The 24,947-nt window shown below is 66.1% G+C and carries 22 protein-coding genes; 9 read left to right on the plus strand and 13 right to left on the minus strand.

Annotation, left to right across the window (positions count from 1 at the left end):
• Both M2351_RS07980 and M2351_RS07985 read right to left on the minus strand, forming a co-directional pair.
• The gene (locus M2351_RS07980; RefSeq protein WP_264655568.1) at positions 1-927 is read right to left on the minus strand and encodes a hypothetical protein; all 927 of its coding nucleotides are present in this window, start codon (positions 925-927) and stop codon (positions 1-3) included.
• Positions 928-1,083: 156 nt separating this feature from the next.
• Positions 1,084-2,367, minus strand: coding sequence for an NAD(P)/FAD-dependent oxidoreductase (locus M2351_RS07985; RefSeq protein ID WP_264655569.1), 1,284 nt, complete (start codon positions 2,365-2,367; stop codon positions 1,084-1,086).
• Between the two features lie 184 nt (positions 2,368-2,551).
• Here M2351_RS07985 and M2351_RS07990 point away from each other — a divergent pair, with 184 nt between their 5' ends.
• The 8 genes from M2351_RS07990 to M2351_RS08025 all read left to right on the plus strand — a co-directional run bounded on the left by M2351_RS07990 (position 2,552) and on the right by M2351_RS08025 (position 11,033).
• Positions 2,552-3,895, plus strand: coding sequence for a glutamine synthetase family protein (locus M2351_RS07990; RefSeq protein ID WP_264655570.1), 1,344 nt, complete (start codon positions 2,552-2,554; stop codon positions 3,893-3,895).
• 190 nt (positions 3,896-4,085) lie between these two features.
• Complete coding sequence (locus M2351_RS07995; RefSeq protein ID WP_264655571.1) at positions 4,086-5,186, plus strand: extracellular solute-binding protein; 1,101 nt, start codon at positions 4,086-4,088, stop codon at positions 5,184-5,186.
• A 97-nt stretch (positions 5,187-5,283) separates the two neighbouring features.
• The gene (locus M2351_RS08000) at positions 5,284-6,435 is read left to right on the plus strand and encodes an ABC transporter ATP-binding protein (protein ID WP_264655572.1); all 1,152 of its coding nucleotides are present in this window, start codon (positions 5,284-5,286) and stop codon (positions 6,433-6,435) included.
• Positions 6,432-7,355, plus strand: coding sequence for an ABC transporter permease subunit (locus M2351_RS08005; protein ID WP_264655573.1), 924 nt, complete (start codon positions 6,432-6,434; stop codon positions 7,353-7,355). Before M2351_RS08000 ends, M2351_RS08005 begins: the two co-directional genes overlap by 4 nt.
• Positions 7,352-8,185, plus strand: coding sequence for an ABC transporter permease subunit (locus M2351_RS08010; protein WP_264655574.1), 834 nt, complete (start codon positions 7,352-7,354; stop codon positions 8,183-8,185). The genes M2351_RS08005 and M2351_RS08010 overlap by 4 nt, the downstream gene beginning before the upstream one ends.
• 398 nt (positions 8,186-8,583) lie before the next feature.
• Entirely contained in the window at positions 8,584-9,600 is a 1,017-nt protein-coding gene (locus M2351_RS08015) for an agmatine deiminase family protein (RefSeq protein WP_264655575.1), read from the plus strand.
• A gap of 131 nt (positions 9,601-9,731) precedes the next feature.
• Positions 9,732-10,031, plus strand: a complete 300-nt coding sequence (locus tag M2351_RS08020) for a hypothetical protein (RefSeq protein WP_264655576.1) — start codon at positions 9,732-9,734, stop codon at positions 10,029-10,031.
• A gap of 174 nt (positions 10,032-10,205) precedes the next feature.
• The gene (locus tag M2351_RS08025; protein WP_264655577.1) at positions 10,206-11,033 is read left to right on the plus strand and encodes a PP2C family protein-serine/threonine phosphatase; all 828 of its coding nucleotides are present in this window, start codon (positions 10,206-10,208) and stop codon (positions 11,031-11,033) included.
• 33 nt (positions 11,034-11,066) lie between these two features.
• Here the strand turns inward: M2351_RS08025 and M2351_RS08030 are convergent, their stop codons facing one another.
• Positions 11,067-11,933, minus strand: a complete 867-nt coding sequence (locus M2351_RS08030) for a DUF4384 domain-containing protein (protein WP_264655578.1) — start codon at positions 11,931-11,933, stop codon at positions 11,067-11,069.
• 240 nt (positions 11,934-12,173) lie between these two features.
• Between M2351_RS08030 and M2351_RS08035 the strand changes: the two genes are divergently transcribed.
• Entirely contained in the window at positions 12,174-13,349 is a 1,176-nt protein-coding gene (locus M2351_RS08035; RefSeq protein WP_264655579.1) for a hypothetical protein, read from the plus strand.
• 6 nt (positions 13,350-13,355) lie between these two features.
• Here M2351_RS08035 and M2351_RS08040 read toward each other — a convergent pair whose 3' ends face one another.
• The 10 genes from M2351_RS08040 to M2351_RS08085 form a co-directional block, all read right to left on the minus strand.
• On the minus strand, positions 13,356-14,153 hold the full coding sequence (locus M2351_RS08040) for an MBL fold metallo-hydrolase (protein ID WP_264655580.1): 798 nt from the start codon (positions 14,151-14,153) through the stop codon (positions 13,356-13,358).
• Entirely contained in the window at positions 14,150-14,947 is a 798-nt protein-coding gene (locus M2351_RS08045; protein ID WP_264655581.1) for a TatD family hydrolase, read from the minus strand. The genes M2351_RS08040 and M2351_RS08045 overlap by 4 nt, the downstream gene beginning before the upstream one ends.
• 6 nt (positions 14,948-14,953) lie before the next feature.
• Positions 14,954-16,504 carry a methionine--tRNA ligase gene (metG, locus tag M2351_RS08050; protein WP_264655582.1) on the minus strand — a complete coding sequence of 517 codons (1,551 nt, stop codon included), beginning with the start codon at positions 16,502-16,504 and terminating at the stop codon, positions 14,954-14,956.
• Between the two features lie 81 nt (positions 16,505-16,585).
• The gene (locus M2351_RS08055; RefSeq protein ID WP_264655583.1) at positions 16,586-17,704 is read right to left on the minus strand and encodes a DNA polymerase III subunit delta'; all 1,119 of its coding nucleotides are present in this window, start codon (positions 17,702-17,704) and stop codon (positions 16,586-16,588) included.
• Positions 17,705-17,806: 102 nt separating this feature from the next.
• On the minus strand, positions 17,807-18,262 hold the full coding sequence (locus M2351_RS08060) for a DUF2147 domain-containing protein (protein WP_264655584.1): 456 nt from the start codon (positions 18,260-18,262) through the stop codon (positions 17,807-17,809).
• A gap of 28 nt (positions 18,263-18,290) precedes the next feature.
• Positions 18,291-18,935 (minus strand): dTMP kinase, encoded by a 645-nt coding sequence (gene tmk, locus M2351_RS08065; protein WP_264656852.1) that lies wholly within the window; start codon positions 18,933-18,935, stop codon positions 18,291-18,293.
• Positions 18,936-18,940: 5 nt separating this feature from the next.
• Positions 18,941-20,137 carry a D-alanyl-D-alanine carboxypeptidase family protein gene (locus M2351_RS08070; RefSeq protein ID WP_264655585.1) on the minus strand — a complete coding sequence of 399 codons (1,197 nt, stop codon included), beginning with the start codon at positions 20,135-20,137 and terminating at the stop codon, positions 18,941-18,943.
• Positions 20,138-20,180: 43 nt separating this feature from the next.
• Entirely contained in the window at positions 20,181-21,131 is a 951-nt protein-coding gene (locus tag M2351_RS08075) for a septal ring lytic transglycosylase RlpA family protein (protein ID WP_264655586.1), read from the minus strand.
• 116 nt (positions 21,132-21,247) lie between these two features.
• Positions 21,248-21,946 carry a YdcF family protein gene (locus M2351_RS08080; protein ID WP_264655587.1) on the minus strand — a complete coding sequence of 233 codons (699 nt, stop codon included), beginning with the start codon at positions 21,944-21,946 and terminating at the stop codon, positions 21,248-21,250.
• 299 nt (positions 21,947-22,245) lie between these two features.
• Complete coding sequence (locus tag M2351_RS08085) at positions 22,246-24,912, minus strand: valine--tRNA ligase (protein WP_264655588.1); 2,667 nt, start codon at positions 24,910-24,912, stop codon at positions 22,246-22,248.
• Positions 24,913-24,947: the final 35 nt, after the last annotated feature.

The raw sequence follows: 24,947 nt of genomic DNA on the forward strand, positions 1-24,947 counted from the left end.
CTACTTGCGCTCCCACACCTTGGTTTCGATGTAGCGGTTGGCGAGGAAGCGGTAGGTCTGCTTCTGAAGCTGTTCGATGGCCATGGAGCGTTCGACCGGCGTGCCGTCCCACGCCTGGAGCAGTTCTTCCCACTCCAGCAGTCGGGCGCGCAGGTCGTCGCGGATCTTGCGGATGAAGCGCACGGTGGTCTCGAAGGCCTTCAGCGCGCCGAAAATCTCGCCGGTCTGCGCGTCGGCCTGTTCGAAGATGGCGTCGTACTCCTTCACCGGCTTGCGCAGAAGCCCCTGCATGCGGGCGATCTCGCTGCAGAAGGTGCGATCCGTCCGGTAGATTTGCGTCAGCTTCGCCAGGTTGTCCCCGATGCCGCGGATGTGGTGGAACCGGTCGCGTAGGGCTTCGATGTAGGACAGCTCCTGCGCCAGATCGTCGATGCGGTCGGCCAGATACTGCTCGGAATTCTCCTTCAGCCCCAGCTTTTCCGCGATTTCCTTGAAGGCCGTCTTCACGCGGGTTTTGGTCTGCGGATCCTCGACGACCTGCTCCAACTCATCGGCGTCGACGACGATCATCTCGCTGCCGGTGATCCAGGAGACGAGCTGCACGGTCAGGCGTCCCTTGGCGATCAGCCGGTGCTTGTCGTCCACCGACCAGGAGGCCCGGCCGTCCAGCAACTCGCCGGGGATCTGCTCCCCCGGGCGGATCTGCTTCACGAAGTTCAGGCCCTTCGCGACAAGCCCCAGCAGCTTGGAATCGGGGCTCCCGTCGGCGATGTCGAAGGATTCCATCAGCGTGGTGAAGGAAAGCGCCGCCTTCAGGTCGCCCAGCGTGATCTGCAACACCGGCTGCTTGGTTGCCGGATCGACGAAGAAGAAGGCGCCGGAGATGCTGAAGACCTTGTGCTGGAAATCGAAATGCGTGTCGCGCATCGACGGGGGAGCCGCCGGCGCAGTGGCAGCGGCCGGCGATGGCGTCGCTCCTTCGGGTGTCGGCGGCGCAGGGGCGGGCGCCGAGTCAAGGCCGGAGGCGTTTTCGGATGCGTCGGTCATGCTCGGTAAGGCCGCCGGGATTGTTGAGACGCCAGCCTACAGCAGATCCCGCAGCCGGAACCAGAGCATCGCGAGGACGAGCGCCGGCGTCCGGAACCGCCGCCCGCCGGGGAAGGGCAGGTGCGGTATGCGGGCGAAGACGTCGAACCGCCCGGCCTGCCCCCGGACGGCCTCGGCCATCACCCGGCCGGCCATGCCGGCCAGCGCCACGCCGTGGCCGGAATAGCCGTGCGCGTAATAGGTCGTCGGCGACAGCCGTCCGACCTGCGGCATGCGATTCACCGTGATGGCCACATGCCCGCCCCAGAAATAGTCCACCGCCGCGTCCCGCAGCTGCGGGAACACCGCCAGCATCTTGGACCGCATGGTCAGGCGCAGGCCGGGCGGGTCCATGCCGGAGTAGCTGACCCCGCCGCCGAACAGCAGCCGGTGGTCGGCGGAGCGGCGGAAGTAGTTCAGGACGAAGTTCATATCGCTGATCGCCGCGTTGGTCGGCAGGATGGACGAGACCGTTTCCTGCCCAAGCGGCTCCGTCGCGATCAGGTAGGTGGCGACGGGCATGATCATCGAGGCCAGCGACGGCGCCAGCGTGCCCAGATAGGCGTTGCCGGCCAGCACCAGGAAGCGCGCCTTGACCGACCCCTGGTCGGTGGTCGCCCGCGGCTCCGCCCCGGTGTCGATTCGACTGACTCGCGAGTCCTCGAAGATGCGGACACCCGCCTGGACCGCGGCGTCGCCCAGTCCCAGGGCGTAGTTCAGCGGGTGCAGGTGGCCGCTGCCCATGTCGAGCAGGCCGCCGATGTAGGCGTCCGACCGCACCACCTCGCCCACGGTGCCGCGGTCCAGCACCCGCACCTTGTCGTAGCCGTAGCGCCCCTGCATTTCCGCCTCCAGGGCGGCGACGTCGGCCATGTGGCGCGGCTTGACCGCGGCGTAGGCGAATCCCCAGGTGAGGTCGCAGGCGATCCGGTGCCGCGCGACCCGGTCGGCCAGCAGGGCCTTCGCATCCTCGCCGAGGTCCCAGAGGCGTCGGGCGTCCTCCCGGCCGACCCAGCGCTCGATGGTCGCCATCGACTTGTTGTAGCCGGTGATGATCTGCCCGCCGTTGCGGCCCGACGCCCCCCAGCCCACGCGATGGGCCTCCAGCAGGATGACGTCGAACCCCTGCTCGGCCAATTCCAGCGCGGTCATCAGGCCGGTGTAGCCGCCGCCAACCACGCAGACGTCGCAGGAGAGGTCTCCCTCCAGCGCCGGGTGGCGCGGCGAGTGCGGATTCGCAGTGTCGGCGTACCACGAGCGGAGATAGGAGCGCTTCGGCATGGATGGCAGTTAGGGGAGGGCGCCCCGGCCCGTCAATCCTTCCGATGGTGCCGCCCGCCATCGCCACGCCTTCTGGACAGGATCCGCCATCGCCTCTGGCGCGGCGATGGGGTTCGGGATCATAGTAAGGGTGTCGTCCACAGAAGGGAGGGGCTGCCCACCGTCCGGTGCGGTCCATACGTTCATGGGTTTCATGGAAGACTTCATCAAGAAGAACCGCATCACCGAAGTGGAATGCCTCGTGCCCGACATGTCGGGCATCGCGCGCGGCAAGATCGTTCCGGCCGAAAAGTTCCTGCGCATCCTGCGCGACCGCGGCCTGCGGCTGCCCGAGGCGATCTTCGTCCAGACGGTCACCGGCGAGTATCCGGAGGACGACACCGTTACGTCGGACGAGAATTCCGACATCTACATGATCCCCGACGAGCGGACGATTCGCTTCGTCCCCTGGTACGAGGAGCCGACGGCGCAGGTCATCACCGACTGCGTCTACGCCGATGGCAGTCCGGTGAACTTCTCCCCGCGCCACGTGCTGAAGCGCGTGCTGTCGCTGTACGAGGAGCGCGGCTGGAAGCCGCTGGTGGCACCGGAACTGGAGTTCTTCCTGGTTCAGGTCAACAAGGACCCCGACTACCCGCTGGTACCGCCGATCGGGCGCAACGGCCGGGTGGAGAGCGGGCGGCAGGCCTTCGGCATCGACGCGGTCAACGAGTTCGACCCGATCTTCGAGATGGTCTACGACTTCTGCGAAGCGCAGGACATCGACATCGACACGCTGACCCACGAGGCAGGCGCCGCGCAGATCGAAATCAACTTCAACCATGGCGACGCGCTTGAGCTGGCCGACCAGGCCTTCCTGTTCAAGCGCACAGCGCGTGAGGCGGCGTTGCGCCATCAGGTCTACGCGACCTTCATGGCCAAGCCCATGCAGAACGAGCCGGGCAGCGCCATGCACATCCACCAGTCCGTGGTGGATGCCGACTCCGGCCGCAACCTGTTCTCCGAAGCGAACGGCGCCGACAGCCCGCTGTTCATGGCGCACGTTGCCGGCCTTCAGAAATTCCTGCCCTACGCAATGCCGCTGCTGGCGCCCAACGTGAACTCCTACCGGCGCCTGGTGCCGAACTCCGACGCGCCGATCAACGTGCACTGGGGCCGCGACAACCGCACGACCGGCCTGCGGGTCCCGGTGTCGCAGGCCGATTCGCGCCGTGTCGAGAACCGCGTGGCCGGCGCCGACGCCAACCCCTACCTCGCCATCGCCGCGTCGCTCGCCTGCGGCTATCTCGGGATGACCCTGGGGCTGGAGCCGACCGATCCGGTGAAGGGCTCCGCCTACCGGCTGGCCTTCACGCTGCCGCGCCACCAGGGCGACGCCTTGCAGAAGTTCAACGCCTGCAAGCCGCTGAAGGAGATCCTGGGCGAGAAGTTCGTGGACGCGGTCACCTGCGTGAAGGAGGCCGAGTACGAGGCCTATCACCGGGTCATCAGCTCGTGGGAACGCGAGAACCTTCTGCTGAATGTTTGAGCAGGCCTGCCCCCTCTTTGAGCCCTGAGGATGGAGGGGGCATTTCGCCCCGCATAGGCCCCCGCATACCGTTGACAACCACCCCTTTCGTGGGTGCAATAGCGCCCGCGCTGGGGACGCCGTGTGGAACGCGCCGCACCCCTGTCGAACGGCCAAGATTCGAACGACCAAGAACTCGGGGGCTACCTGAATGAAACGTTTCGCTCTCAGCGTCATCGGCGCGGTCGCCGCCGTCGCCCTGGCTGGCCCCGCAATGGCCCAGGCCAAGAAGCCGGTCAACATCTACATCTGGAATGACTATCTGGGTGATTCGACGCTGGCCGACTTCACGAAGGCCACCGGCTACGAGACCAAGGTCGACCTGTACGACAGCCTGGAACTGCTGGAGCAGAAGGTGCTGGTCGGCAAGTCCGGCTATGACGTGATCGTCCCGACCGCCGAGCCGACGCTGTCGCGCATGATCCAGGCGAAGGTCGTCGCCCCGCTCGACAAGTCGAAGATTCCGAACCTGAAGAACGTCGATCCGAAGGTTCTGAAGCTGCTGGAGAACTCCGACCCCGGCAACAAGTTCGCCGTGCCCTACCTCGGCGGCACCGTCGGCATCGCCATCATCCCGGAGAAGATCAAGGCCGTCGCCCCCGACGTCCCGCTGGACAGCTGGGACCTGATCTTCAAGCCGGAGGTCGCCAAGAAGGTCGCCTCCTGCGGCATCACCGTCATGGATTCGGCCATCGACGTGATCCCGTCGGTGCTGAACTACCTCGGCCTCGACCCGAACTCCGAGAAGAAGGAGGATCTGGACAAGGCCGAGAAGGCGCTGCTGGCCGTCCGCCCCTACATCAAGCAGTTCGTGACCGGCGGCAACATCAACATCCTCGCGGCCGGCGACGCCTGCGTCGTGATGTCCTACAACGGCGACGCCATCCAGGGTGCCGCCCGCGCCGAGGAAGCCAAGAACGGCGTGAAGGTCGAGTACGTCACCCCGAAGGAGGGCGTGCAGGTCTGGTGGGACACGCTGGCCATCCCGGCCGACGCCCCGAACAAGGCCGGCGCCTACGACTACATCAACTTCATCCTGGATCCGGCCAATATCGCCGCGATCTCCAACAAGGTGAACTACGCCAACGCCGTGCCGGCCTCGCTGGCCAGCGTCGACGAGTCGGTGAAGTCCAACCCGGCTGTCTTCCTGCCGGAGACCAGCAAGGTGAAGCTGTTCTCGCTGAAGCCGATCAAGCAGGCCACCGACCGCGCCCGCACCCGCGTGTGGACGAAGGTCAAGACCGGCAAGTAAGCTGGGCATACGAGAGCACGAACATCGAAGCGCCCCGGCCGATCCCATTGCGGGAACGGCCGGGGCGTTCCCTTGAAAGGACGCCGAAGAGGACCCGATGGCCGTCCAGCCGATCCGCAAGCCCACGCGCCTGGAACCCTGGCAAGACCCCGGCCAGACGCCCTACGTGCGCATCGAGAAGGTGACCAAGGCCTTCGGCGACTTCGTCGCCGTGGATGACGTCAGCCTGTCGATCTACCGCGGGGAGTTCTTCGCCCTGCTCGGCGGGTCGGGGTCGGGCAAGACCACGCTGCTCCGCATGCTGGCCGGGTTTGAGACGCCGACCGAAGGCAAGATCTTCATCGACGGCGTCGACATGGCCGGCATCCCGCCCTATGAGCGGCCGGTCAACATGATGTTCCAGAGCTACGCCCTGTTCCCGCACATGACGGTGGAGCAGAACGTCGCCTTCGGCCTGAAGCAGGACAACGTGGCGAAGACCGAGATCCGGGAGCGGGTGGGAGCGATGCTCGATCTCGTCCAACTCGGCCGCTTCGCCAAGCGCAAGCCGCACCAGCTCTCCGGCGGGCAGCGGCAGCGCGTGGCGCTGGCCCGCTCGCTGGTCAAGCGGCCGAAGTTGCTTCTTCTGGACGAGCCGCTGGGCGCGCTCGACAAGCGCCTGCGCGAACAGACCCAGTTCGAGCTGGTCAACATCCAGGAGAAGCTGGGCGTCACCTTCATCGTGGTCACCCACGACCAGGAGGAGGCGATGACCATGTCCAGCCGCATCGCCGTCATGAACCACGGCGTCATCGCCCAGACCGGCACGCCGACCGAGATCTACGAGTACCCGCAGTCGCGCTTCGTGGCTGAGTTCATCGGCTCCGTGAACATGTTCGAGGGCAGGGTGGTGGAGGACCAGTCCGACCACGTCCTGATCCGGTCGGAGGACGCGGGCTGCGACCTCTACATCAACCACGCCGTCGCCGTACCGTCCGGCGCCACCGTCGGCGTGGCCGTACGCCCGGAGAAGATCGCGCTGAGCAAGGAGCCGCCGGCGGGAGCCGACGGGCGCAACGTGGCCACGGGAATCGTGCGTGAGATCGCCTACCTCGGCGACGTGTCGATCTATCTGGTGGAGTTGAAGACCGGCAAGACCGTGCGCGTGACCGCGCCCAACCTCGTGCGCAGGACCGAGATGCCCATCACCTGGGACGACGAGGTCTACCTGACCTGGCGCCCCTTCGCCGGCGTAGTGCTCGCTCAATGATCAACCGTCTCCGCCGGATCGGGCTGTGGGGGCGCGGGGCGGTGCTGGCCGTCCCGTTCCTGTGGCTTCTGCTATTCTTTCTGGTGCCGTTCCTGATCGTGTTCGGCATCAGCCTGTCGGAATCGGTCATCGCGCAGCCGCCCTACGCGCCGCTGGTGCAGTGGCTGGTCGACGAAGACGCCGGCACGACGAAGCTGCAGCTTCTGCTGAACCTGTCCAACTACCTGCGGCTGGGCGGGGACGACCTGTACGTCCTCGCCTATCTGAACTCGGTCAAGATCGCGCTGATCACCACCGTCTTCTGCCTGCTGATCGGCTACCCCATGGCGTATGCGATCGCGCGGGCGGAGCCGGCCAAGCGCGGGCCGCTGATGATGCTGGTCGTCCTGCCCTTCTGGACGAGCTTCCTGATCCGCATCTACGCCTGGATCGGCATCCTGAAGGCCAACGGGGTGATCGACAACCTCCTGCGATGGACCGGCCTGACGACCGAGCCGTTCGAGCTTCTGTACTCGGACTGGGCCGTCTACATCGGCATGACCTACTGCTACCTGCCCTTCATGGTGCTGCCGCTGTACGCCACGCTGGAAAAGATGGACCCAACGCTGCTGGAGGCCGCCGCCGACCTCGGCTGCCGGCCCTGGAAGGCGTTCCTGACGGTGACGCTGCCGCTGTCGCTGCCGGGCATCATCGCCGGCTCCCTGCTGGTCTTCATTCCGTCGGTGGGCGAGTTCGTGACGCCGGAGCTGCTGGGCGGTCCGGACACGCTGATGATCGGCCGCGTGCTGTGGAACGAATTCTTCGCCAACCGCGACTGGCCGGTGGCCTCGGCGGTGGCCATCGCGCTGCTGCTGTTCCTGGTGGTGCCGATCATGATCTTCCAACACGTGCAGGGCCGTGAGGCAGAGGCGGGGCGATGAAACGGATGGGCTTCCTGTCCTGGGCTCTGTGGTTCGGCTACGCCTTCCTGTACGTGCCCATCGTCCTGCTGATCGTGTACTCCTTCAACGAGTCGCGCCTCGTCACCGTGTGGGGCGGCTTTTCGACGAAGTGGTACGCGGAGCTGCTGCACAACGACCAGCTCCTCAGCGCCGCCTGGCTGTCGCTGGAGGTCGCAGCGATGTCGGCGACCGTGGCCGTCGTGCTGGGCACCATCGCCGGGCTGGCGCTGGCGCGCTTCGGGCGGTTCCGCGGCCGGACTCTGTTCGGCGGCATGATCACGGCGCCGCTGGTCATGCCCGACGTCATCACCGGCCTGTCGCTTCTGCTGTTGTTCGTGGCGCTGGAGCAGCTGATCGGCTGGCCGGACGGGCGCGGCGTGACGACGATCACCATCGCGCACACGACCTTCACCATGGCCTACGTCGCCGTCATCATCCAGTCGCGCCTCGTCAGCCTGGACGAGAGCCTGGAGGAGGCGGCGATGGACCTGGGCGCACGCCCGGCCAAGGTCTTCTTCGTCATCACGCTGCCGATCATCGCCCCGGCGATCGTCTCCGGCTGGCTGCTGGCCTTCACCCTGTCGCTGGACGACGTGGTGGTGGCCAGCTTCGTCTCCGGTCCCGGTTCGACCACGTTGCCGATGGTCATCTTCTCCAGCGTGAAGTTCGGCATCAGCCCACAGATCAACGCGCTGGCGACCCTGATGGTGACGGTGGTCTCAGTCGGCATTTTCATCGCCAGCTTGATCATCAACCGGCAGGAACGGCAGAAGCAACGCGACGAGCAAATGGCCGTGCAGGGCGGCTGAATCGCCGGCCCGGAGGGAACCCATAGGAGCTATGCCACAAGGCCGCAGTCGACGGGGTGGCCGCAGGCTGTTGTTTTGTCTATGTTGTAGGCATCTGCAACAGCGAATGAGGCCGTATCGTGCGCGCGCTCTTATGGTTTCCCATGCTTCGACTCGGTTTTACGATGCCTTTCGCGGCCCCGGCCCAGACCTCTTCGGCCCGGCGCCGCTATTCGGACCGCCCGCCGTCCTCCCGCCGCCCGTCCTCCCGCCGCTGAGCGGTTGAGCGCTAGCCCTTCCGGGCCTTTCGGTGGCCGTTGCCAAATCCGCCGTCCCATGGTTAGGGTGAACTGAGACATAAATCGCTCAGGCCAATGGATTATGGCCAGCGTACTACAGGATCGGCGGGAGATTTTGAAATGACGACACCGGCGGCGAACGGCTTCTACATGCCGGGCGAGTGGGAACGGCACGCGCGCTGCTGGATGGCGTGGCCGTGCCGCCCGGAAACCTGGCCCACCGGGGCCTTCGACGCCGCCACCGCCGCCTACACCGAGGTTGCGCGGGCCATCAGCCGGTTCGAGCCGGTGACCATGGTCTGCGATCCCGCCGATGTCGCCGAAGCCTCGCTCGCCTGCGGGCCGGGTGTCGAGATCCTGCCGCTGCCGATCAGCGATTCCTGGATTCGCGACACCGGCCCCAGTTTCGTCACCGACGGGAAGGGGCAGGTCGCCGGCGTCCACTGGCGCTTCAACGCCTGGGGTGGCAATTACGCGGACTGCGAAAAGGACCAGCACGTCGGCCGTCTGGTGCTGGAGCATCTGGGGCTGCGGTGCTTCGAGGCTCCGCTGGTCATGGAGGGCGGTTCGTTCCATGTGGACGGGCAGGGCACCCTGCTGACCACGGAGCAGTGCCTGTTGAATCCCAACCGCAATCCGAATTTGAGCAAGGCGGAGATCGAGGAGCAATTGAAGGACCAGCTCGGCGTCTCCACCATCATCTGGCTTGGCGAAGGCTACCAGGACGACGAGACCGACGGCCATATCGATGAGATCGCCTTCTTCGTGAAACCCGGCGTCGTCATGGCGATCACCACCGATGACCCGGGCGACGCCAACTTCAAGGCGTTCCAGGACAATTTGGACCGCTTGAAGCGCGCCCGCGACGCCCAGGGGCGCGAGCTGGAGGTCATTCCCGTCCGGCAGCCCGCCCGTCGCGATGAGAACGGCGTGCGCCTCACGCTGTCCTACACGAACCTGTACATCGCGAACGGCGGCATCGTCATGCCGGCCTTCGAGGATCCGGCCGACGACGACGCCTTCCGCGTCGTGCGCCGTGCCTTTCCGGATCGGGAAGTGGTCCAAATTCCGGCGCTGGACATCGTGCGGGGCGGTGGCGGCATTCACTGCATCACCCAGCAGCAGCCGGCCGGCTGACCGACAACGGAAGATCGGCCGGCCGTCGCAGCACGCGGAAGGCGAGGGAAGGGCGGGCATTCGCCAATGGTTCCTCTCCATTGCTCGAATCGCGTCTTGATTAGGGATGTGCGAAGGCGCATCTTCTGGGCATGCAGTTGAACCCGGTCATCGCGCCCCCGGTGGCGAAACCGCAACCGCCGATCACCCCGGCGGCGCAGATGGCCATGTCGCCTGCGGTTCAGGCGGCGCAGCAGACGACCGCGACCGTTCGGACGCAAACGCTTCAGGCTCCGCAGGCGGTGGGGAAGGCGGAAAACCCGCGGGACACGCGCAACGCCACCCAAACCGGGCAGGCGCTGGACACGCAGGCCGCGGCCGCAAACGCGCGCACCAACGGTCAGGGCTACGGCGCGCGGACGCGCGGGTCGCTGCTCGACGTCAGCGTCTGACAGAGACCGTCATAGCCCCCCTCCCGCCTAACCTTGGCGGGCAAAACACCAGAATTCCCGAATCCGGCTGTATCTTTCCCGTGGCTTGCGCCATTATCGGGTGCGGATGGCTGATACTTCTTCGCCTTCCTTGCCCTGTCATCGTGCGCCTGCGATTCTGGAGCTGCCCGCCGGATGTTCTATTCCGCCTTTCAAATGATCGCCGCCGGACGAACCGACGTCGGTCGGACGCGGTCGCGCAACGAGGACAGCTTCCACCTCAATCCGGACGCCGGCTTGGCGGTGGTGTGCGACGGCATGGGCGGCCACGCGGGCGGGGACATCGCCAGCCGGACGGCTGTGGAGGCCATCGCCGATTTCATCCAGGAATTTCACCCGGCCGAGGCGGCAAAGACCGGCACGATCACGCCGCCGGACGACGATTGCACGCTCTCCGAATCCCATTCGGTCGAGCCCGCCGTCCAGAACGCCGTGTCCGTGGTTCGTTCCGCCGTGCAACTGGCCAATCGCCGCATTCACGCGCTGAACGCCGAGCGTGGATTCGTGGAGGGGCGCGGCATGGGCACCACCGTGGTCGGGCTTTGGCGGGTTCCGGGAACGGGCAAGCTGGTCGCTTTCCACGCCGGTGACAGCCGCCTCTACCGCCTGCGCGACGGGGAATTGCGTCAGGTCACCCGCGACCACAGCCTTTACCAGCTCTGGCTCGACAACGGCCGCCGGGGCACGGCGCCACAGCGGAACATCATCGTCCGGGCCCTGGGCACCGGGGAACATGTGGACCCCGACATCACGGTCCTGTCGATTCTTCCGGACGATCTGTTCCTGCTGTGCTCCGACGGCCTGAACGGCATGGTGCCCGACGCTGCGTTGACCCGCATCCTCAGCCGGGAACCGCGGCCGGGACCCGAGGAAAGCTGCATCCGCTTGATCGATACCGCCAACCAGGCCGGTGGACACGATAACATCACCACCATCGTGTCGTGGTTCGCTCCGCGCGCATAACCGAGGCGCCGCCTGCGATCATCAAACCGCCGATCACCAAGCCTCGGTCGCGATGAAGCGAGCGTCCGCCAGCGCACCGGGGCCGGCGGCGTCCAGGACACGTTTCAATTCGGGCAGATAATCCGCCGCAGTCTCCGCTTCCGGCCGCGGTGTCGTGAACAAGGGCAGGGCGCTTGCCACGACGACGAGGAGTTCATCGCCGAACGGCGGCCCGATGGTCCAGAATCGGCCGCCGGACTTGCGATCGCCAAGGTGTCGAACCGCGCGCGGTTCGACCCGGCTGCTGGTTTCCATCGGATTCGGCAGCAAATGCACGACGTTGCCGTCCGTGGTGAAGTAGTCCACCTGCAGATGAGCCGGGAAATCCGGAGCCGCGATGTCCAAGACCAGGCTTTGGCCGGCGCGAAGGGGCGTTCCCTGGGCTTCCAGGCGAATCGACACCGGGGTTGCTGCGGCTGCGTTCGTCCGCCGCAGGGGTTCGAGCACCGACAATGGTTCGCAAAGGGCAGGGGCACCGTACCGAACCGCGTCTTCCGCCTGTTGACCCGGTGCATAATCCCGCAGGATGGTGGCGACAATATTCTCCCGCCGGGACGCTGCGATCGTGCCGACGACCATGACCCGTCCATCACTGGTCTCAGCACCGAGAACGCCGCAACGCACCGTCCGCAAGGCGGCGCGCAACGCTTCCAGATCCAGAGCAGCCGGTCCAGTTGTGGATTGCGGCTCGTCCATGATGGGATTTGCGGCGTCCGGCGATTCGATGCGTCCGCCGTTACCCCTCGCTTGAGACCATGCGGAGTGGCAAAGCATCAGAATCGCGGCAGCCACAGCGACGTGGGCAAGGTATGGGCCAAAAAAGCCCGAAGCCTTGCCGAGCCTGCGCGTTTTGCCGGTCACGCCGCTTCCTCTGCAAACACGTCTGGTCCGCCACATCCAGTCCTTTGTACAGCGTTTCCGAAACGCCTCCAAGGGAGGAGCATACCCCTATGCGCGACCGGACGAGTGGATCGTATAACCGTGATTATGGAAAATGATGTTCGGCGATGGAGCAGGGCGCTTTTCCATCCCTTCCGGCGGCGGTCCCGATGGACTATGGTCCGGCCCTCTTTTGCGCCATCCTATCGAAGGCTGTTTCGAATGGCTCGATCGTCGTGGATTTTCGGCTCCGCGCTCGCCTTTTGTCTTTTGCCACTGTCCGCGGGCGCGCAGACGCCCGACTGCACCAAGGCTTCGTCAGCCGCAGACCGAACGGTGTGCGGCAGTCCCGACCTGAAGGTTGCCGCCGAGGACGTGGCGACGACGTTGCGCGACGTCCTCGACTACACGCCCACCACGGACCGCGATGCCATCCAACGCGCACAGCAGGCGTTCTTGGCAGAACGGGAACGCGCCTGCACCGATAAATCCGCCGTCGCCGCATGCCAGAAGCTGTACGAAAAGCGCTCCGCCGACCTCGCGGACCAGAATACGGCGGCCCAAAAGAAGCTCTCCGCGCTCGTTGCCGGCATCCCCAAGGATCCGAAGGCCGTCGCCGCGGCGCTTCAGCGCTATGACGGCGCGGCGGCAAAGGCGTGGCTCGTCTATCTCCATCACACTGGCGCCGTGCCTGCGGCCGACAAGGAAGATCGGATCCGCAAGCTGGTCGGCACGGTCATCGACAACGGCCTGCCGAACGATCCCTATCTTCTTGAAGAGATGAAGAATCTCAGCGACGTTGCGACCGCGCCGACGGGCACGATGCTGCTGTTCCTGCGCCACGTGCTGTCCACGACGGAAATGGACGCGCCGTGCTTCCTGTTCACCAAGCACGGGCAGCCGGCGTTTGAAGCCTTCGGCGCCTTCTGGGGCAATTCCCGCGACGAGTCTCCGGGGCTGTGCTCGCCGCCGTCATCGATCTTCGACCTTCCGGAATGGAAGAAGATCGCCGACCGCATGGACCCGGCCATTGAGCCTGCGCTGGAGGAACGCGGAAGCATCCGCTACGGCTACGAACGCCAGTTCGAGGTCGACGACCTCCAGGCCTCCCTGGTTCCCAGCACCCTGCTGGAGGCGCCGCAATCGATCGAAGCCCGCAAAATGGCTGAGCAGCGCCAAAAGGCCGTGGCCGCGTTCCGCGCCTGGAAAGACTTCGACGTCTGGCCGGAGGCCGACTACAAGGCGGCGGTCACCGCCCTACCCTCCGCAATCGCTGCTACGGCAAAGGTTTACCGGGAAAAGTTCAACCTTCTTCCCCAGGTCGCCGACCAAGCCGCCCGAGCCGCCGGTGACCGTTTCGTGGCCGGCCGCCTCGGTCTGATCATGCCGGACGACTGAGCTGTTTCAGAGGGTGATCACGAGCCCGTCGTAGGCGGGCTCAACACCCGGCGGGAGAATCTTGCACACGGTGTCGTAATCCATCGTCTGGTCCATGTGGGTCAGGTAAGCGCGTTTGGGCTTGACCCGCGCGATCCACTCCAACGTGAGCCCAAGATGGGCGTGAACCGGATGCGGCGGCTCGATCCGGCAGCAATCGACAACCCAGACCTCCACACCTTCCAACGCGGCGAACGCATCCTCGCCGAGGCGGACCACGTCGGTCGAATAGGCAAAATTCCCAATGCGATAGCCGGCGGTCTTCGAGTAACCGTGATCCTGCATAAAGGGCACAACGGACTGCCCACGGACCGAGAAAGCGCTCTCGACCGGATGCGGGGCGAGCACAGGGCGATAGTAGGGATCGCCCGGCCGCAACGGCTCGAAGCAGTAGCCGAACCGGCTTTGTAACTCGGCGAGGTGTTCCGGAAGGGCGTGGGCGGCGATGGGCGCGTGCATCACCCGGCAAAGTTCGCGCAGCTCGTCGATTCCGTGGCTGTGGTCCGCGTGCGTGTGGGTCCACAGCACGGCGTCGAGGCGGTGGACGTCGGCGGACAGGAGCTGCTGGCGCAGGTCCGGCGAGGTGTCGATCAGGATGCTGACGGCGCCCTGCCCCTCCCCGCCCAGGCATTGCTCCACAAGAACCGACGGGCGCAGACGCCGGTTCTTCGGATTCGTGGGGTCGCAGGTGCCCCAGCCCTGGGCGATCACTGGAACGCCGCGCGAGCCACCGCAGCCAAGGACCGTGACCCGCATGGACGTCATGCGGCGGCCTGCCGGGACGGGTCGGCGCGGTCGAATAGGCGGAAGAAATTTTCCGTGGTGTGGCGTGCCAGATCGGCCGCGTCGACGCCCTTCACCTCCGCCACGCAGGCGGCGGTGTGGGCAACGTAGGCGGGTTCGTTGCGCTTGCCGCGGAACGGCACCGGAGCCAGATAGGGGGCGTCGGTTTCCACCAAGATGCGGTCGAGCGGAACGTCGCGAACGATGTCCCGCAGCTCCTCCGACTTCTTGAAGGTGACGATGCCGGACAGCGACAGGGAGAAGCCGAAATCCAAAGCGTCTTCAGCGAGTTGCCGGCCGGAGCTGAAGCAGTGCAGCAACCCCTTCACCGGTTGGCCGCCCGCCTCTTCCCGGACGATCCGCATGGTGTCGTCGTCGGCGTCGCGGGTGTGGATGATCAGCGGCAGGCCGGTCTCGACGCTGGCGCGGATGTGCCGGCGGAAGCATTCCTGCTGAACGTCGCGCGGGCTCTTGTCGTAGAAGTAGTCGAGGCCCGTTTCGCCCAAGCCGATCACCTTCGGGTGCTTCGACAGCTCCACGAGCCGCTCGACGGTTACGCCGTCGATTTCCTCCGCGGCCTGGTGCGGATGGACACCGAGCGAGCACAGCACGTCGTCGTACCGCTCCGCCACCGCCAGGATGCGGTCGAAGCGCGACAGGTAGGTGCAGATGGTGACCATCCGCCCCACCCCCGCCTGCCGGGCGCGGTCAACGACCGCGTCCAGTTCCTCGGCGAAGTCGGGGAAATCGAGATGGCAGTGACTATCGACCAGCATCGTTCGTCAGCTCTTCGCTTCTTCCACATAGCGCGGGAAGACGCCCTGCGGCGCCGGCAGCGCCGTCCCGGCGACCAAGGCGCCGCCCGAGCCCAGCCGGTCGAACCCGCGCGCGTCCGACCCCTGCCCCAGCTGTTCCAGGATCTTCGCCGACGCGTCGGGCATGATCGGCTGGGTCAGGATGGCGAGGTGGCGCACCGTTTCCGCCAGCACGTAGAGGACCGTACCCATGCGCGCCGGATCGGTCTTCTTCAGCGCCCAGGGGGCCTGCTCGTCCACATAGCGGTTCGCGTCGCCGATCACCGCCCAGATCGCGTCCAGCGCCTTGTGGAAGGCCTGCTGGCCGATCTCCGCGCGGACGATGGGCAGCAGGTTGTAGGCGGAACCCAGCAGCGCGTTGTCGGCCTCCGTGAAGGAGCCCGGCTGCGGCACGGCGGCCCCACAGTTCTTGTTGATCATCGACAGGGACCGCTGCACCAGGTTCCCGTAGTCGTTGGCCAGGTTGCCGTTGATGCGCTGGACCATCTGCTTGTGCGAGAAGTCGCCGTCGTTGCCGAACGGCACCTCGCGCAGCAGGAAGTAGCGGGTCTGGTCAAGACCGTAGGTGTTGACCAGGGTCTCCGGCGCGATGACGTTGCCCAGCGACTTCGACATCTTCTGGCCTTCGATGGTCCACCAACCGTGCGCGAAGACGCGCTTCGGCGGCGCGAGCTTCGCGGCCATCAGGAAGGCCGGCCAATAGACGGCGTGGAAGCGCAGGATGTCCTTGCCGACCATGTGCAGGTTGGCCGGCCAATATTTGGCGTACTCCCCGCTCTCGTCGGGATAGCCGACCGCGGTGATGTAGTTGGCGAGCGCGTCGAGCCACACGTACATGATGTGGTCGGGGTTGCCGGGAACCGGGATGCCCCATTTGAAGGTTGTGCGGCTGACCGACAGGTCCTTCAGCCCCGACTTTACAAAAGCGATGACCTCGTTGCGCTTGCCTGCCGGGGCGATGAAGTCCGGGTTCTTCTCATAGAACTCCAGCAGGCGGTCCTGCCAGGCGGACAGGCGGAAGAAATAGGACGGTTCCTCCACCCACTCGCACTCCGCACCGGTCGGGGCGATCTTCTTGCCGGTCGGCGAGGTCGTCAGCTCGTCCTCGCCGTAGAAGGCCTCGTCGCGGACCGAGTACCAGCCGGCGTAGGAACCGAGGTAGATCTCCCCGGCGGCTTCCAGCCGGCGCCACAGGTCCTGGACGGACGTGATGTGCCGCGGCTCCGTCGTGCGGATGAAGTCGTCGTTCGAGTAGTTCATCAGCGAGACGAGGTCGCGAAAGTTCTTCGACACGCGGTCGGTGAACTCCTGCGGCGCAATCCCGGCGTTCATGGCCGACTTCTCGACCTTCTGGCCGTGTTCGTCCGTGCCGGTCAGGAACTTCACGTCATAACCGTCGAGCCGCATGAAGCGGGCCAGCACGTCGCAGGCGAGCGTGGTGTACGCGTGCCCGATGTGCGGCACGTCGTTCACATAATAGATCGGAGTCGTCAGGTAATAGGTCTTCGACCCGGTCATGTCCGATGCTCTCCCGAGAGTTCGCCGGCCCGGCCCCGGGCCGGATCGGATACGCGTGTCATTGTCGATTAAGTGGCGTCTCTATGTGGCCGCCGCTTCAAGCGTCGCCAAGGCGTTCAGGACCACCTGCTTGCGATCGAGGTTGGCCGATTCCGCACGGGCGAAGAGGCGCGGGACCTTTTCCCACACCTCCACCCAACGTTCAAGGCCGCGGGCGTTGGCCAGCCGGGTCATCAGCGCGGCCTCTCCCGCCACCACCTCCGCCGGCCAGGCGCCGCGCGCCAGGGAACGGGCGAAGCGGGCCAACCACCAGACCAGCAGTTCGGTCGCCGTCTCGTACAGCCCTTCATCCTGTTTGCGGGTCAGCTTGTCGCCGAAGGCGTGGGCTGCGGCGATGTCCAGGCGCGGCAGCGTGCCGAGCAGCCCCATAAGCTCGCGGTAGAGGTCCAGCCCACCGGCGTCGGCGAGGTCGATGGCGCGGCCGATGCTGCCCTCCGCCAAGCGGGCAAGCGCCGCGCGGTCCTCGTCGACGAGGTCAGGCCTGTGCTTTTTCAACAGGTTAAGAACCGTTTCCTCAGGCAAGGGATGAAGATTGAGCTTGCGGCAGCGCGAACGGATGGTGGGCAGCATGCCGCCCGGATTGTCGCTGACCAACAGCAGAAGGGCGCCCGGAGGCGGCTCCTCCAGAATTTTAAGAATAGCGTTCAAACCACTGAGATTCATGCGATCCGCGCCGTCGATCACCGCCACGCGCCAGCCGCCTTCGGCGGAGGTCTTGCGCAGGAATGGGCCGATCTTTCGGACGTCGTCCACGGCGATGTCGCGCTTCAGGCGGTCGCGCTTCTCGTCGCGCTGCCGTTCCACGGTCAGCAGGTCGGCGTGGCCGCCGGACGCGACGCGCCGCGCAACGGGGTGGTCGGGCGCCAACACAAGCGACGTGGGCGCCTCCGGCGCACCGAACAGCCCGACCTCCGCCACGCCTTGTCCCTGGGCCAGGACGAAGCGCGCGAAACGGAAGGCCAGCGTGGCCTTCCCGATGCCGGGCGGACCGCCGACCAGCCAGGCGTGCGGCAGCCGACCGGAATTCCAGGCATCGAGCAGAAGCCGCTCGGCATCCTCGTGACCGGTCAGGTCAGGGTTTCGGCGCGGCACGAGGGCATCGTCCTCGACCACCGGCTCCGGTGCGCGGGCGCGGCTCACCTCAGTGGACCTTTTCGAAAGGGATCATGACGTTGCGCACAGTGGCTCATCCGGCACGTCCGGTCCAGCCCTGTCTCGCGCGGGATGGTTCTCGCGGGATGGTCATCGGCAGCGTTGCTGACTGTCCGGCGCGCGGCTCCAATGATCGGTCCGGCCAAGGAGCGGAATGCCGATGTAACCGCGCAGGCTGAGGTGATCCGGCCCTTCCGGCGTGATCGTCCCGCTGTAGGTGTTCCCGGATTCCGGGTCGTAGAGCCACCCCCCGGTCCAGCCGCCGTCCCGGCGGCGGAAGTTGCCGATCATGAGCAGCCCGCACAGGCGCCGCGCCCGCTGGGCCTCGTCGGGATTCTTGCTGTCCAGCCCGGCGTCGGCGCCCGTCCGCTTCTCGACGTACCAGACCAGGCGGCCGCACAGGTCGGGGCCGCAAGGATACAGTTCCACCGCCGCTTGTTGGTCCGACGTGCGCCAGAGTCCGTAAACGTCCTCCGGCGCCGCGACCGCGACGGCATGGGGAATGACCAACAGAAGCACCACGCCGACAAATGCCCTGATCCCCATGACCACCTCCACAACCGCAACGCCGCGATCAGGAGATGGTCACTCCAAGCCGCCGGGTCACGGCGTCAAGAATGCTGGCCTGCACCGACTCGATGGGATGGGATGCGTCGATGACCGCGCACCGTTCCGGCTCCCGCGCTGCGATGTCGAGGAATCCGTCGCGCAGCCTGCGATGAAAGTCGATGTCCATGCGTTCGTATCGGTCCTCGCCGCCGCGCCGGCCGATCGCGCGGGACAGACCAACCTCGACGGGCAAGTCGAGGATCAGCGTCAGGTCCGGGCGGAAGTCGCCCAGCGCGGTGGACTGAAGCGCGCCGACCAGATCGCGCCCGAGACCAAGCCCATAGCCCTGGTACGCCATGGTGCTGTCGAAGAATCGGTCGCAGATCACCCATCGACCGGCATCCAGCGCCGGCCAGACGGTGCGTTCCAGATGGTCGCGCCGAGCCGCCGTGTGCAGCAGCGCCTCCGTCACCGGTCCCCAGCGCCCGGTTTCACCGGACACCAGCAGGGCGCGGATTTCCTCCGCGCCCTTGGAACCGCCGGGTTCGCGGGTCACCACGACCTCCTTGCCGCAGGCGGCCAAGGCGTCGGCGAGCAGCCGGATCTGGGTCGATTTCCCGGCCCCCTCGCCGCCTTCCAGCGTGATGAAGCGCCCGCGCGCCGTCGACATGCTCATCAGCTCGCGCCGAAGACGAGGAACTTGGCGGCGGCGATCGCCCGGCCGACGAAGCCCAGCTTCTCGACGTCCTGCGCCGCGATGACCGGCACCTCCTTGCCCGGGAAGCCGGGGGCCGAGATGACGACCTTGCCGATCACGTCGCCCTTCTTGACCGGGGCGGCGACCGGGGCGCTGCTGACCAGCGACACCTTCATGCCGGCGCGGTCGGCACGGGCCATGGTGACCTTCATGTCCTCCGGCACGGTAGCCGGGACGGTGTCCTGCGCCCCCAGCCAGACGGGCACCTGCTCGATCGTCTCACCGGCCTTGAACAGGGCGTAGCTGGCGAACTCGCGGAAGCCCCACTCGATCAGACGGGCGGACTCGTCGGCGCGGGCCTGCATGCTCGGCAGGCCGTTGACGACCAGGACGAGGCGCCGCCCTTCCCGCTCACCCGACGCGGTCAGGCCGTAGCCGCCGGCGTCCGTGTGGCCGGTCTTCATGCCGTCGACGTTGATGCCGCGGTACAGCAGCGGGTTCCGGTTGCCCTGGGTGATGCCGTGGTACTTGAACTCCCGGATGGAATAGTAGTGGTAGTATTCCGGGAAGTCCTTGATCAGCCGCTCCGCCACCAACGCGATGTCGCGCGCCGTCATGTAATGGTTCGGATCCGGCCAGCCGGTGGCGTTGGTCAGGTTGCTGTCCTTCAGGCCCAATTCCTTGGCACGCTTGTTCATGCGCTCCGCGAATGACGGCTCGGACCCGGCCAACCCTTCGGCCAGCACGATGCAGGCGTCGTTGCCGGACTGGACGATCACGCCCTTGATCAGGTCATCGACCTTGATGTTGTTGTGCAGCTCCACGAACATCTTGGAGCCCTGCATGCGCCACGCGCGCTCCGACACCGGAAGCGAGCTGTCGAGCGACAGGCGCCCTTCCTTGATGCCTTCGAAGACCATGTACATGGTCACGATCTTGCTCATCGACGACGGCGGCATGCGCTGGTCGGCGTTCTTCTCGAACAGGACGGTGTTCGAGGTGACATCGACCAGGATCGCCTGCTTGGCGATGGTCTCGATGCTGGCGGCCTGAGCCACCGGCCCCAGGCCCGCCGCAAACAGCGCAACCGCCAAGCCCATCGCTGTGCGGCCCATCGCGATGCGTGACGGGAAAAAGCGGCGGCGGGCAACGCGGCTGCGGACGACAGCGACCATGACAACTCCCTTCGGAACTCCGAAACGCTCTGGTTACGAGCGATCAATCAACCACGATTTTGGCGTCGGTAAGGCCGGCCTGAATGACTTGGTTCAGGACGGCGTCTGCGGATTCCACGCTGTTCAGCGGGCCGACCCGAACCCGCTGCAGCCTTTGCCTCCCGGCGACGGTCGGCGTGACCTGGGCAACCTGCCCCATCGTGGCCAATTTGGCGCGCACGCGGGTCACGTTGTCCAGATTGCCGAAGGCGCCGACCTGAACATAGATCTGCTCGTACGGCTTGACCGGCAACTCCGCGACGACAGGTGCAGGAACGAAGCGGCCTTCCACCACGCTGCCGGGCACGGTGCTCGGCACCGGAACGGCCGCGGCTGCGACCGCAGCGGGGCTCGGCCGATTGGGGCCGCCGCCTTCCGCAAGCTCCACCCGGCCGCGCGGAGCGGGCTTCGGCGCGGGACCGTCGGTTTCGGCCAGGATGGTGGCGGGCGTGCCCTGGCGCGCGGCGGCGACGATGGCGCGGCTTTCCTCCGCCAGGATCTGGACCCGCACCTTGGCGGTCCCGACCCCGTCGAACCCCAGCAGCTGGGCGCCGCGCCGCGACATGTCGATGATGCGGCCGTTGGCGTAGGGACCGCGGTCGTTGACGCGCACGACGATGGACCGGCCATTGTCGAGGTTGGTCACCCGGACGAGGCTCGGCATCGGCAGCGTCTTGTGCGCCGCGGTCAGTTCGTTCTGGTCGTACTGCTCGCCGTTGGCGGTGATCTTCTCGTGAAAGCCCGGCCCGTACCAGGAGGCGATGCCGGTCTCGTCGTAGGAAAAGTCCTCCGACGGATAGTACCAGACTCCACCGATCTGGTAGGGCTTCCCCACCTTGTAGATGCCGCTTTTCGGCAATCCCGCGGAGGGCGAAGGCGGCTTCGACGCGCACGCGACGAGCGACAGTGCCCCCAGGAGCACCACCGTCCCTCTCAGCATGTGCGCCCAACGCATCCCTTCACCCCGCAAAATCTAGTGGCGGCACTCTAACTGAGTTACCCCGGAACGCCAACACCGCAGCGGCGGCGTCCCATCGAAGTCGCAGGGGGTGCAAAAGGAAATGTTGCGGGTCAGGGACCGGGAAACAGGCTGTCGGTGCGGCCCATCGCCCGGTAGGCGACCAGCCCGACCCACTCCCGCACTGAGTCGCGCAGCGTCTCCATTTGCAGATCAAGGTCGAACCGGGTGTAGGGCCGGGCGCCGGACCGCGTGCGGTAATCGACGGGATAGGGAATGACCGGCCAGCCGACCTTGCGGAAAATTCCGACGGCGCGCGGCATGTGCATCGCGGATGTCACCAGCAGCCACGTCTCACCCGCGCTCGGTTGCACCATCCGTTGGGTGAGGACGGCGTTCTCCCAGGTGTTCCGGGACTGGTTCTCATAGACCACGGTTTCCGGATCGATGCCGGCCTGCACGAGCGCGGCCTTCAATGGGATGTCCTCGGTCGCCTCCGGCTCGAACAGCTGGCCGGTTCCTCCGGTGAAGACGTGCCGGGCCGTCGGGAAACGGCGGATCAGGTCGGCGAAGGCCAGCACGCGCTCCGCCGCGTTGTTCAATGACGGCTCGTTCCGGTCGAGCGACAGGTACGGGTTCACGCCGCCGCCCAGCATGATGATGCCATCGATATGGTCGGGAAGCGACGGTTTGGCGAACCGCTCCTCCAAAGGCAGCGCGACCAGGGAGGAAAGCGGGGTGGCGGTGATCAGCAGGAACCCAAGCGTTGCAGCGACGACGAGCCGCCGGCCCAGCCGGACGTGACGCCGCATAAACAGAAGAATCGTCCCGACGGTAAGCACCAGGACGAGAAAGTTTCCGGGCGACACCAGCGGCCAGAGCAGTTTTGACAGAACGAACGACAAAGCGGCCCCCCTGCCCCCTTCAGCCTCGCGGCAGAATACGCGTGCACCGACCATCATGCCCGCAAATCATTCACGACGCAAAAGAACGCACAACTAAGCCCGGACAGCGGCGCCACCAAGGGCGCGGCAGTGTCCAGAAATCCAAAGAAAAAGGGCAGCGGCCGAAGCCCCTGCCCTCCTTCATCAGCCAGCCGACCGGCGCGCCATCACGCCGCCAGCATTTCCAGCGCCTTCTGCAGCTTGCCGCGGGCCTGCTCGGCGGCATCGCGGCGGTCGCGCTGCTCCTCGATCACTTCTTCCGGGGCCTTGGCGACGAACTGCTCGTTGGAGAGCTTGGCGTCGATCTTCTTGATCTCCCCGGCGAGCTTCTCGATCTCCTTGGTCAGGCGACCGCGCTCCTTGTCCAGGTCGACGATGCCTTCCAGCGGCAGGATCAGCGTAGCCTCGTCCAGCACCGCCTGGACCGCGCTCTTCGGCACGGCGCCGGACAGCGGCTCGGCGCCGGCCAGCCGGCCCATGCGCAGGATCAGCTCGCGATGGGTGTCGAGCCGCTTCAGACTCTCCGGACCAGTGTCCTTCAGCTTCAGATCGATCTGCGCCGCCGGCGGCACGTTCATCTCCGACCGCATGGAGCGGACCGAGGAGATCAGCCGCACCACCCAGTCCATCTCGTCACGGGCGGCTGGGTCGATCAGGTCGGCACCGTGCTGCGGCCAATCGGCGGAGATCAGGCGGCTGGCCCGCTCCGGCGACAGCTGCTCCCACAGCTCTTCCGTGATGTAGGGCATGATGGGGTGGAGCATGTGCAGGATCTCGTCCAGCACCCAAGCCGTCGTCGCGCGCGTCTCGGCGATTGCCGCCTCATCCGAGCCGTTCAGGATCGGCTTGGTGAACTCCAGGTACCAGTCGCAGAAGGTGCCCCAGGTGAAGGCATAGGCGGTGTTGGCCGCCTCGTTGAACTTGTAGGCCTCGATGGACTCGCCGACCTTCTTCGCCGCCTCGGCGAGCGCGCCGACGATCCAGCGATTGACCGTTTGCGTCAGGCCAACCGGCTTGAAGCCGGCCACCGGCGCCACGCCGTTCATCTGGGTGTAGCGCGCGGCGTTCCACAGCTTCGTCGCGAAGTTGCGATAGCCCTCCACGCGGCTGACCGCCAGCTTGATGTCGCGGCCCTGCGCGGCCATGGCCGTCAGGGTGAAGCGCAGGGCGTCGGTGCCGTACTGGTCGATCAGTTCCAGCGGGTCGATGACGTTGCCCTTGGACTTCGACATCTTCTGGCCCTTCTCGTCACGGACCAGGGCGTGGATGTAGACCGTCCGGAAGGGCACGTCCTTCATGAAATGCAGGCCCATCATCATCATCCGGGCGACCCAGAAGAAGATGATGTCAAAGCCGGTGACCAGGACGTCGGTCGGGTAATAGCGCGCCAGATCCGGGGTCTGGTCCGGCCAGCCGAGCGTGGAGAAGGGCCACAGCGCCGACGAGAACCACGTGTCCAGCACGTCCTGGTCACGCGTCAGTTCCACGTCCTTGCCATAATGCGCCTTGGCCGCGGCGATGGCGGCGTCCTCCGTTTCCTCGACGAAGAAGTGCCCGTCCGGACCGTACCAGGCCGGAATCTGGTGCCCCCACCAGATCTGGCGGCTGATGCACCAGGGCTGGATGTTGCGCATCCACTCGAAGTAGGTGTTCTCCCACTGCTTGGGCACGAACACGGTCTTGCCGGTCTCCACCGCCTCGATGGCCGGCTTGGCGAGGGTCGCGGCGTCCACGTACCACTGGTCGGTCAGCCAGGGCTCGATGGCCACGCCGGACCGGTCGCCGTGCGGGACCATGTGCGTGTGCGGCTCGATCTTCTCCAGAAGGCCAAGCGCTTCCAACTCCGCAACGACCTTCTTGCGCGCCTCGTAGCGGTCGAGGCCACGGTAGGCCTCCGGCACGTCATCGCCGGTGATCCGGGCGTCGCGGTCCATGATGTTGATGGCGGCCAGCCCGCAACGCTTCCCGACCTCGAAGTCGTTGAAGTCGTGGGCCGGCGTGATCTTCACGGCACCGGAGCCGGTCTCCGGATCGGCGTACTCGTCGCCGACGATCGGGATGCGGCGGCCGACCAGCGGCAGGACCACATGCTTGCCGATCAGGTCCTTGTAGCGCTCGTCCTCCGGATGGACGGCGACGCCGGTGTCGCCCAGCATCGTTTCCGGGCGCGTGGTGGCGACGACGATGAAGCGGTCCGACTCGCCCTCGCCCCCAGTGTTTTCAATCGGATAGCGGAAGTGCCAGAGGTTGCCCTTGATCTCCTTCTGCTCGACCTCAAGGTCGGAGATCGCGGTGTGCAGCTTGGGGTCCCAGTTGACCAGCCGCTTGTCCTTGTAGATCAGCCCCTGCTTGTGCAGTTCCACGAACACCTTGCGGACGGCGCGGCTCAGCCCCTCGTCCATGGTGAAGCGCTCCTTCGCCCAATCGGGCGAGGCGCCGAGGCGGCGGAGCTGGCGGGTGATGGTGCCGCCGGACTCGGCCTTCCACTCCCAGACCTTGTCGATGAAGGAGTCGCGGCCGAAATCGTGGCGTGTCTTGCCGTCCTTGGCGAGGTTGCGTTCCACCACCATCTGCGTCGCGATGCCGGCGTGGTCGGTGCCCGGCTGCCAAAGCGTGTCGCGCCCGCGCATGCGGTTGTAGCGGATCAGCACATCCTGGAGCGTGAAGGTCAGCGCGTGCCCCATGTGCAGGCTGCCGGTTACGTTCGGCGGCGGCATCATGATCGTGTAGGGCGCGCCGTTCGACTCGGTGTTCGCCGCAAAGGCGCCGGACTCTTCCCACAGTCGGTAGTGCTTTTCCTCGACCTCGGCGGGGCGATACGTCTTTTCCAACATCACCAGAAACTTTCGCTTACGATCTTGACCGGGAA

The sequence above is a fragment of the Azospirillum canadense genome (assembly GCF_025961225.1).
GTDB classification, from domain to species: domain Bacteria; phylum Pseudomonadota; class Alphaproteobacteria; order Azospirillales; family Azospirillaceae; genus Azospirillum; species Azospirillum canadense.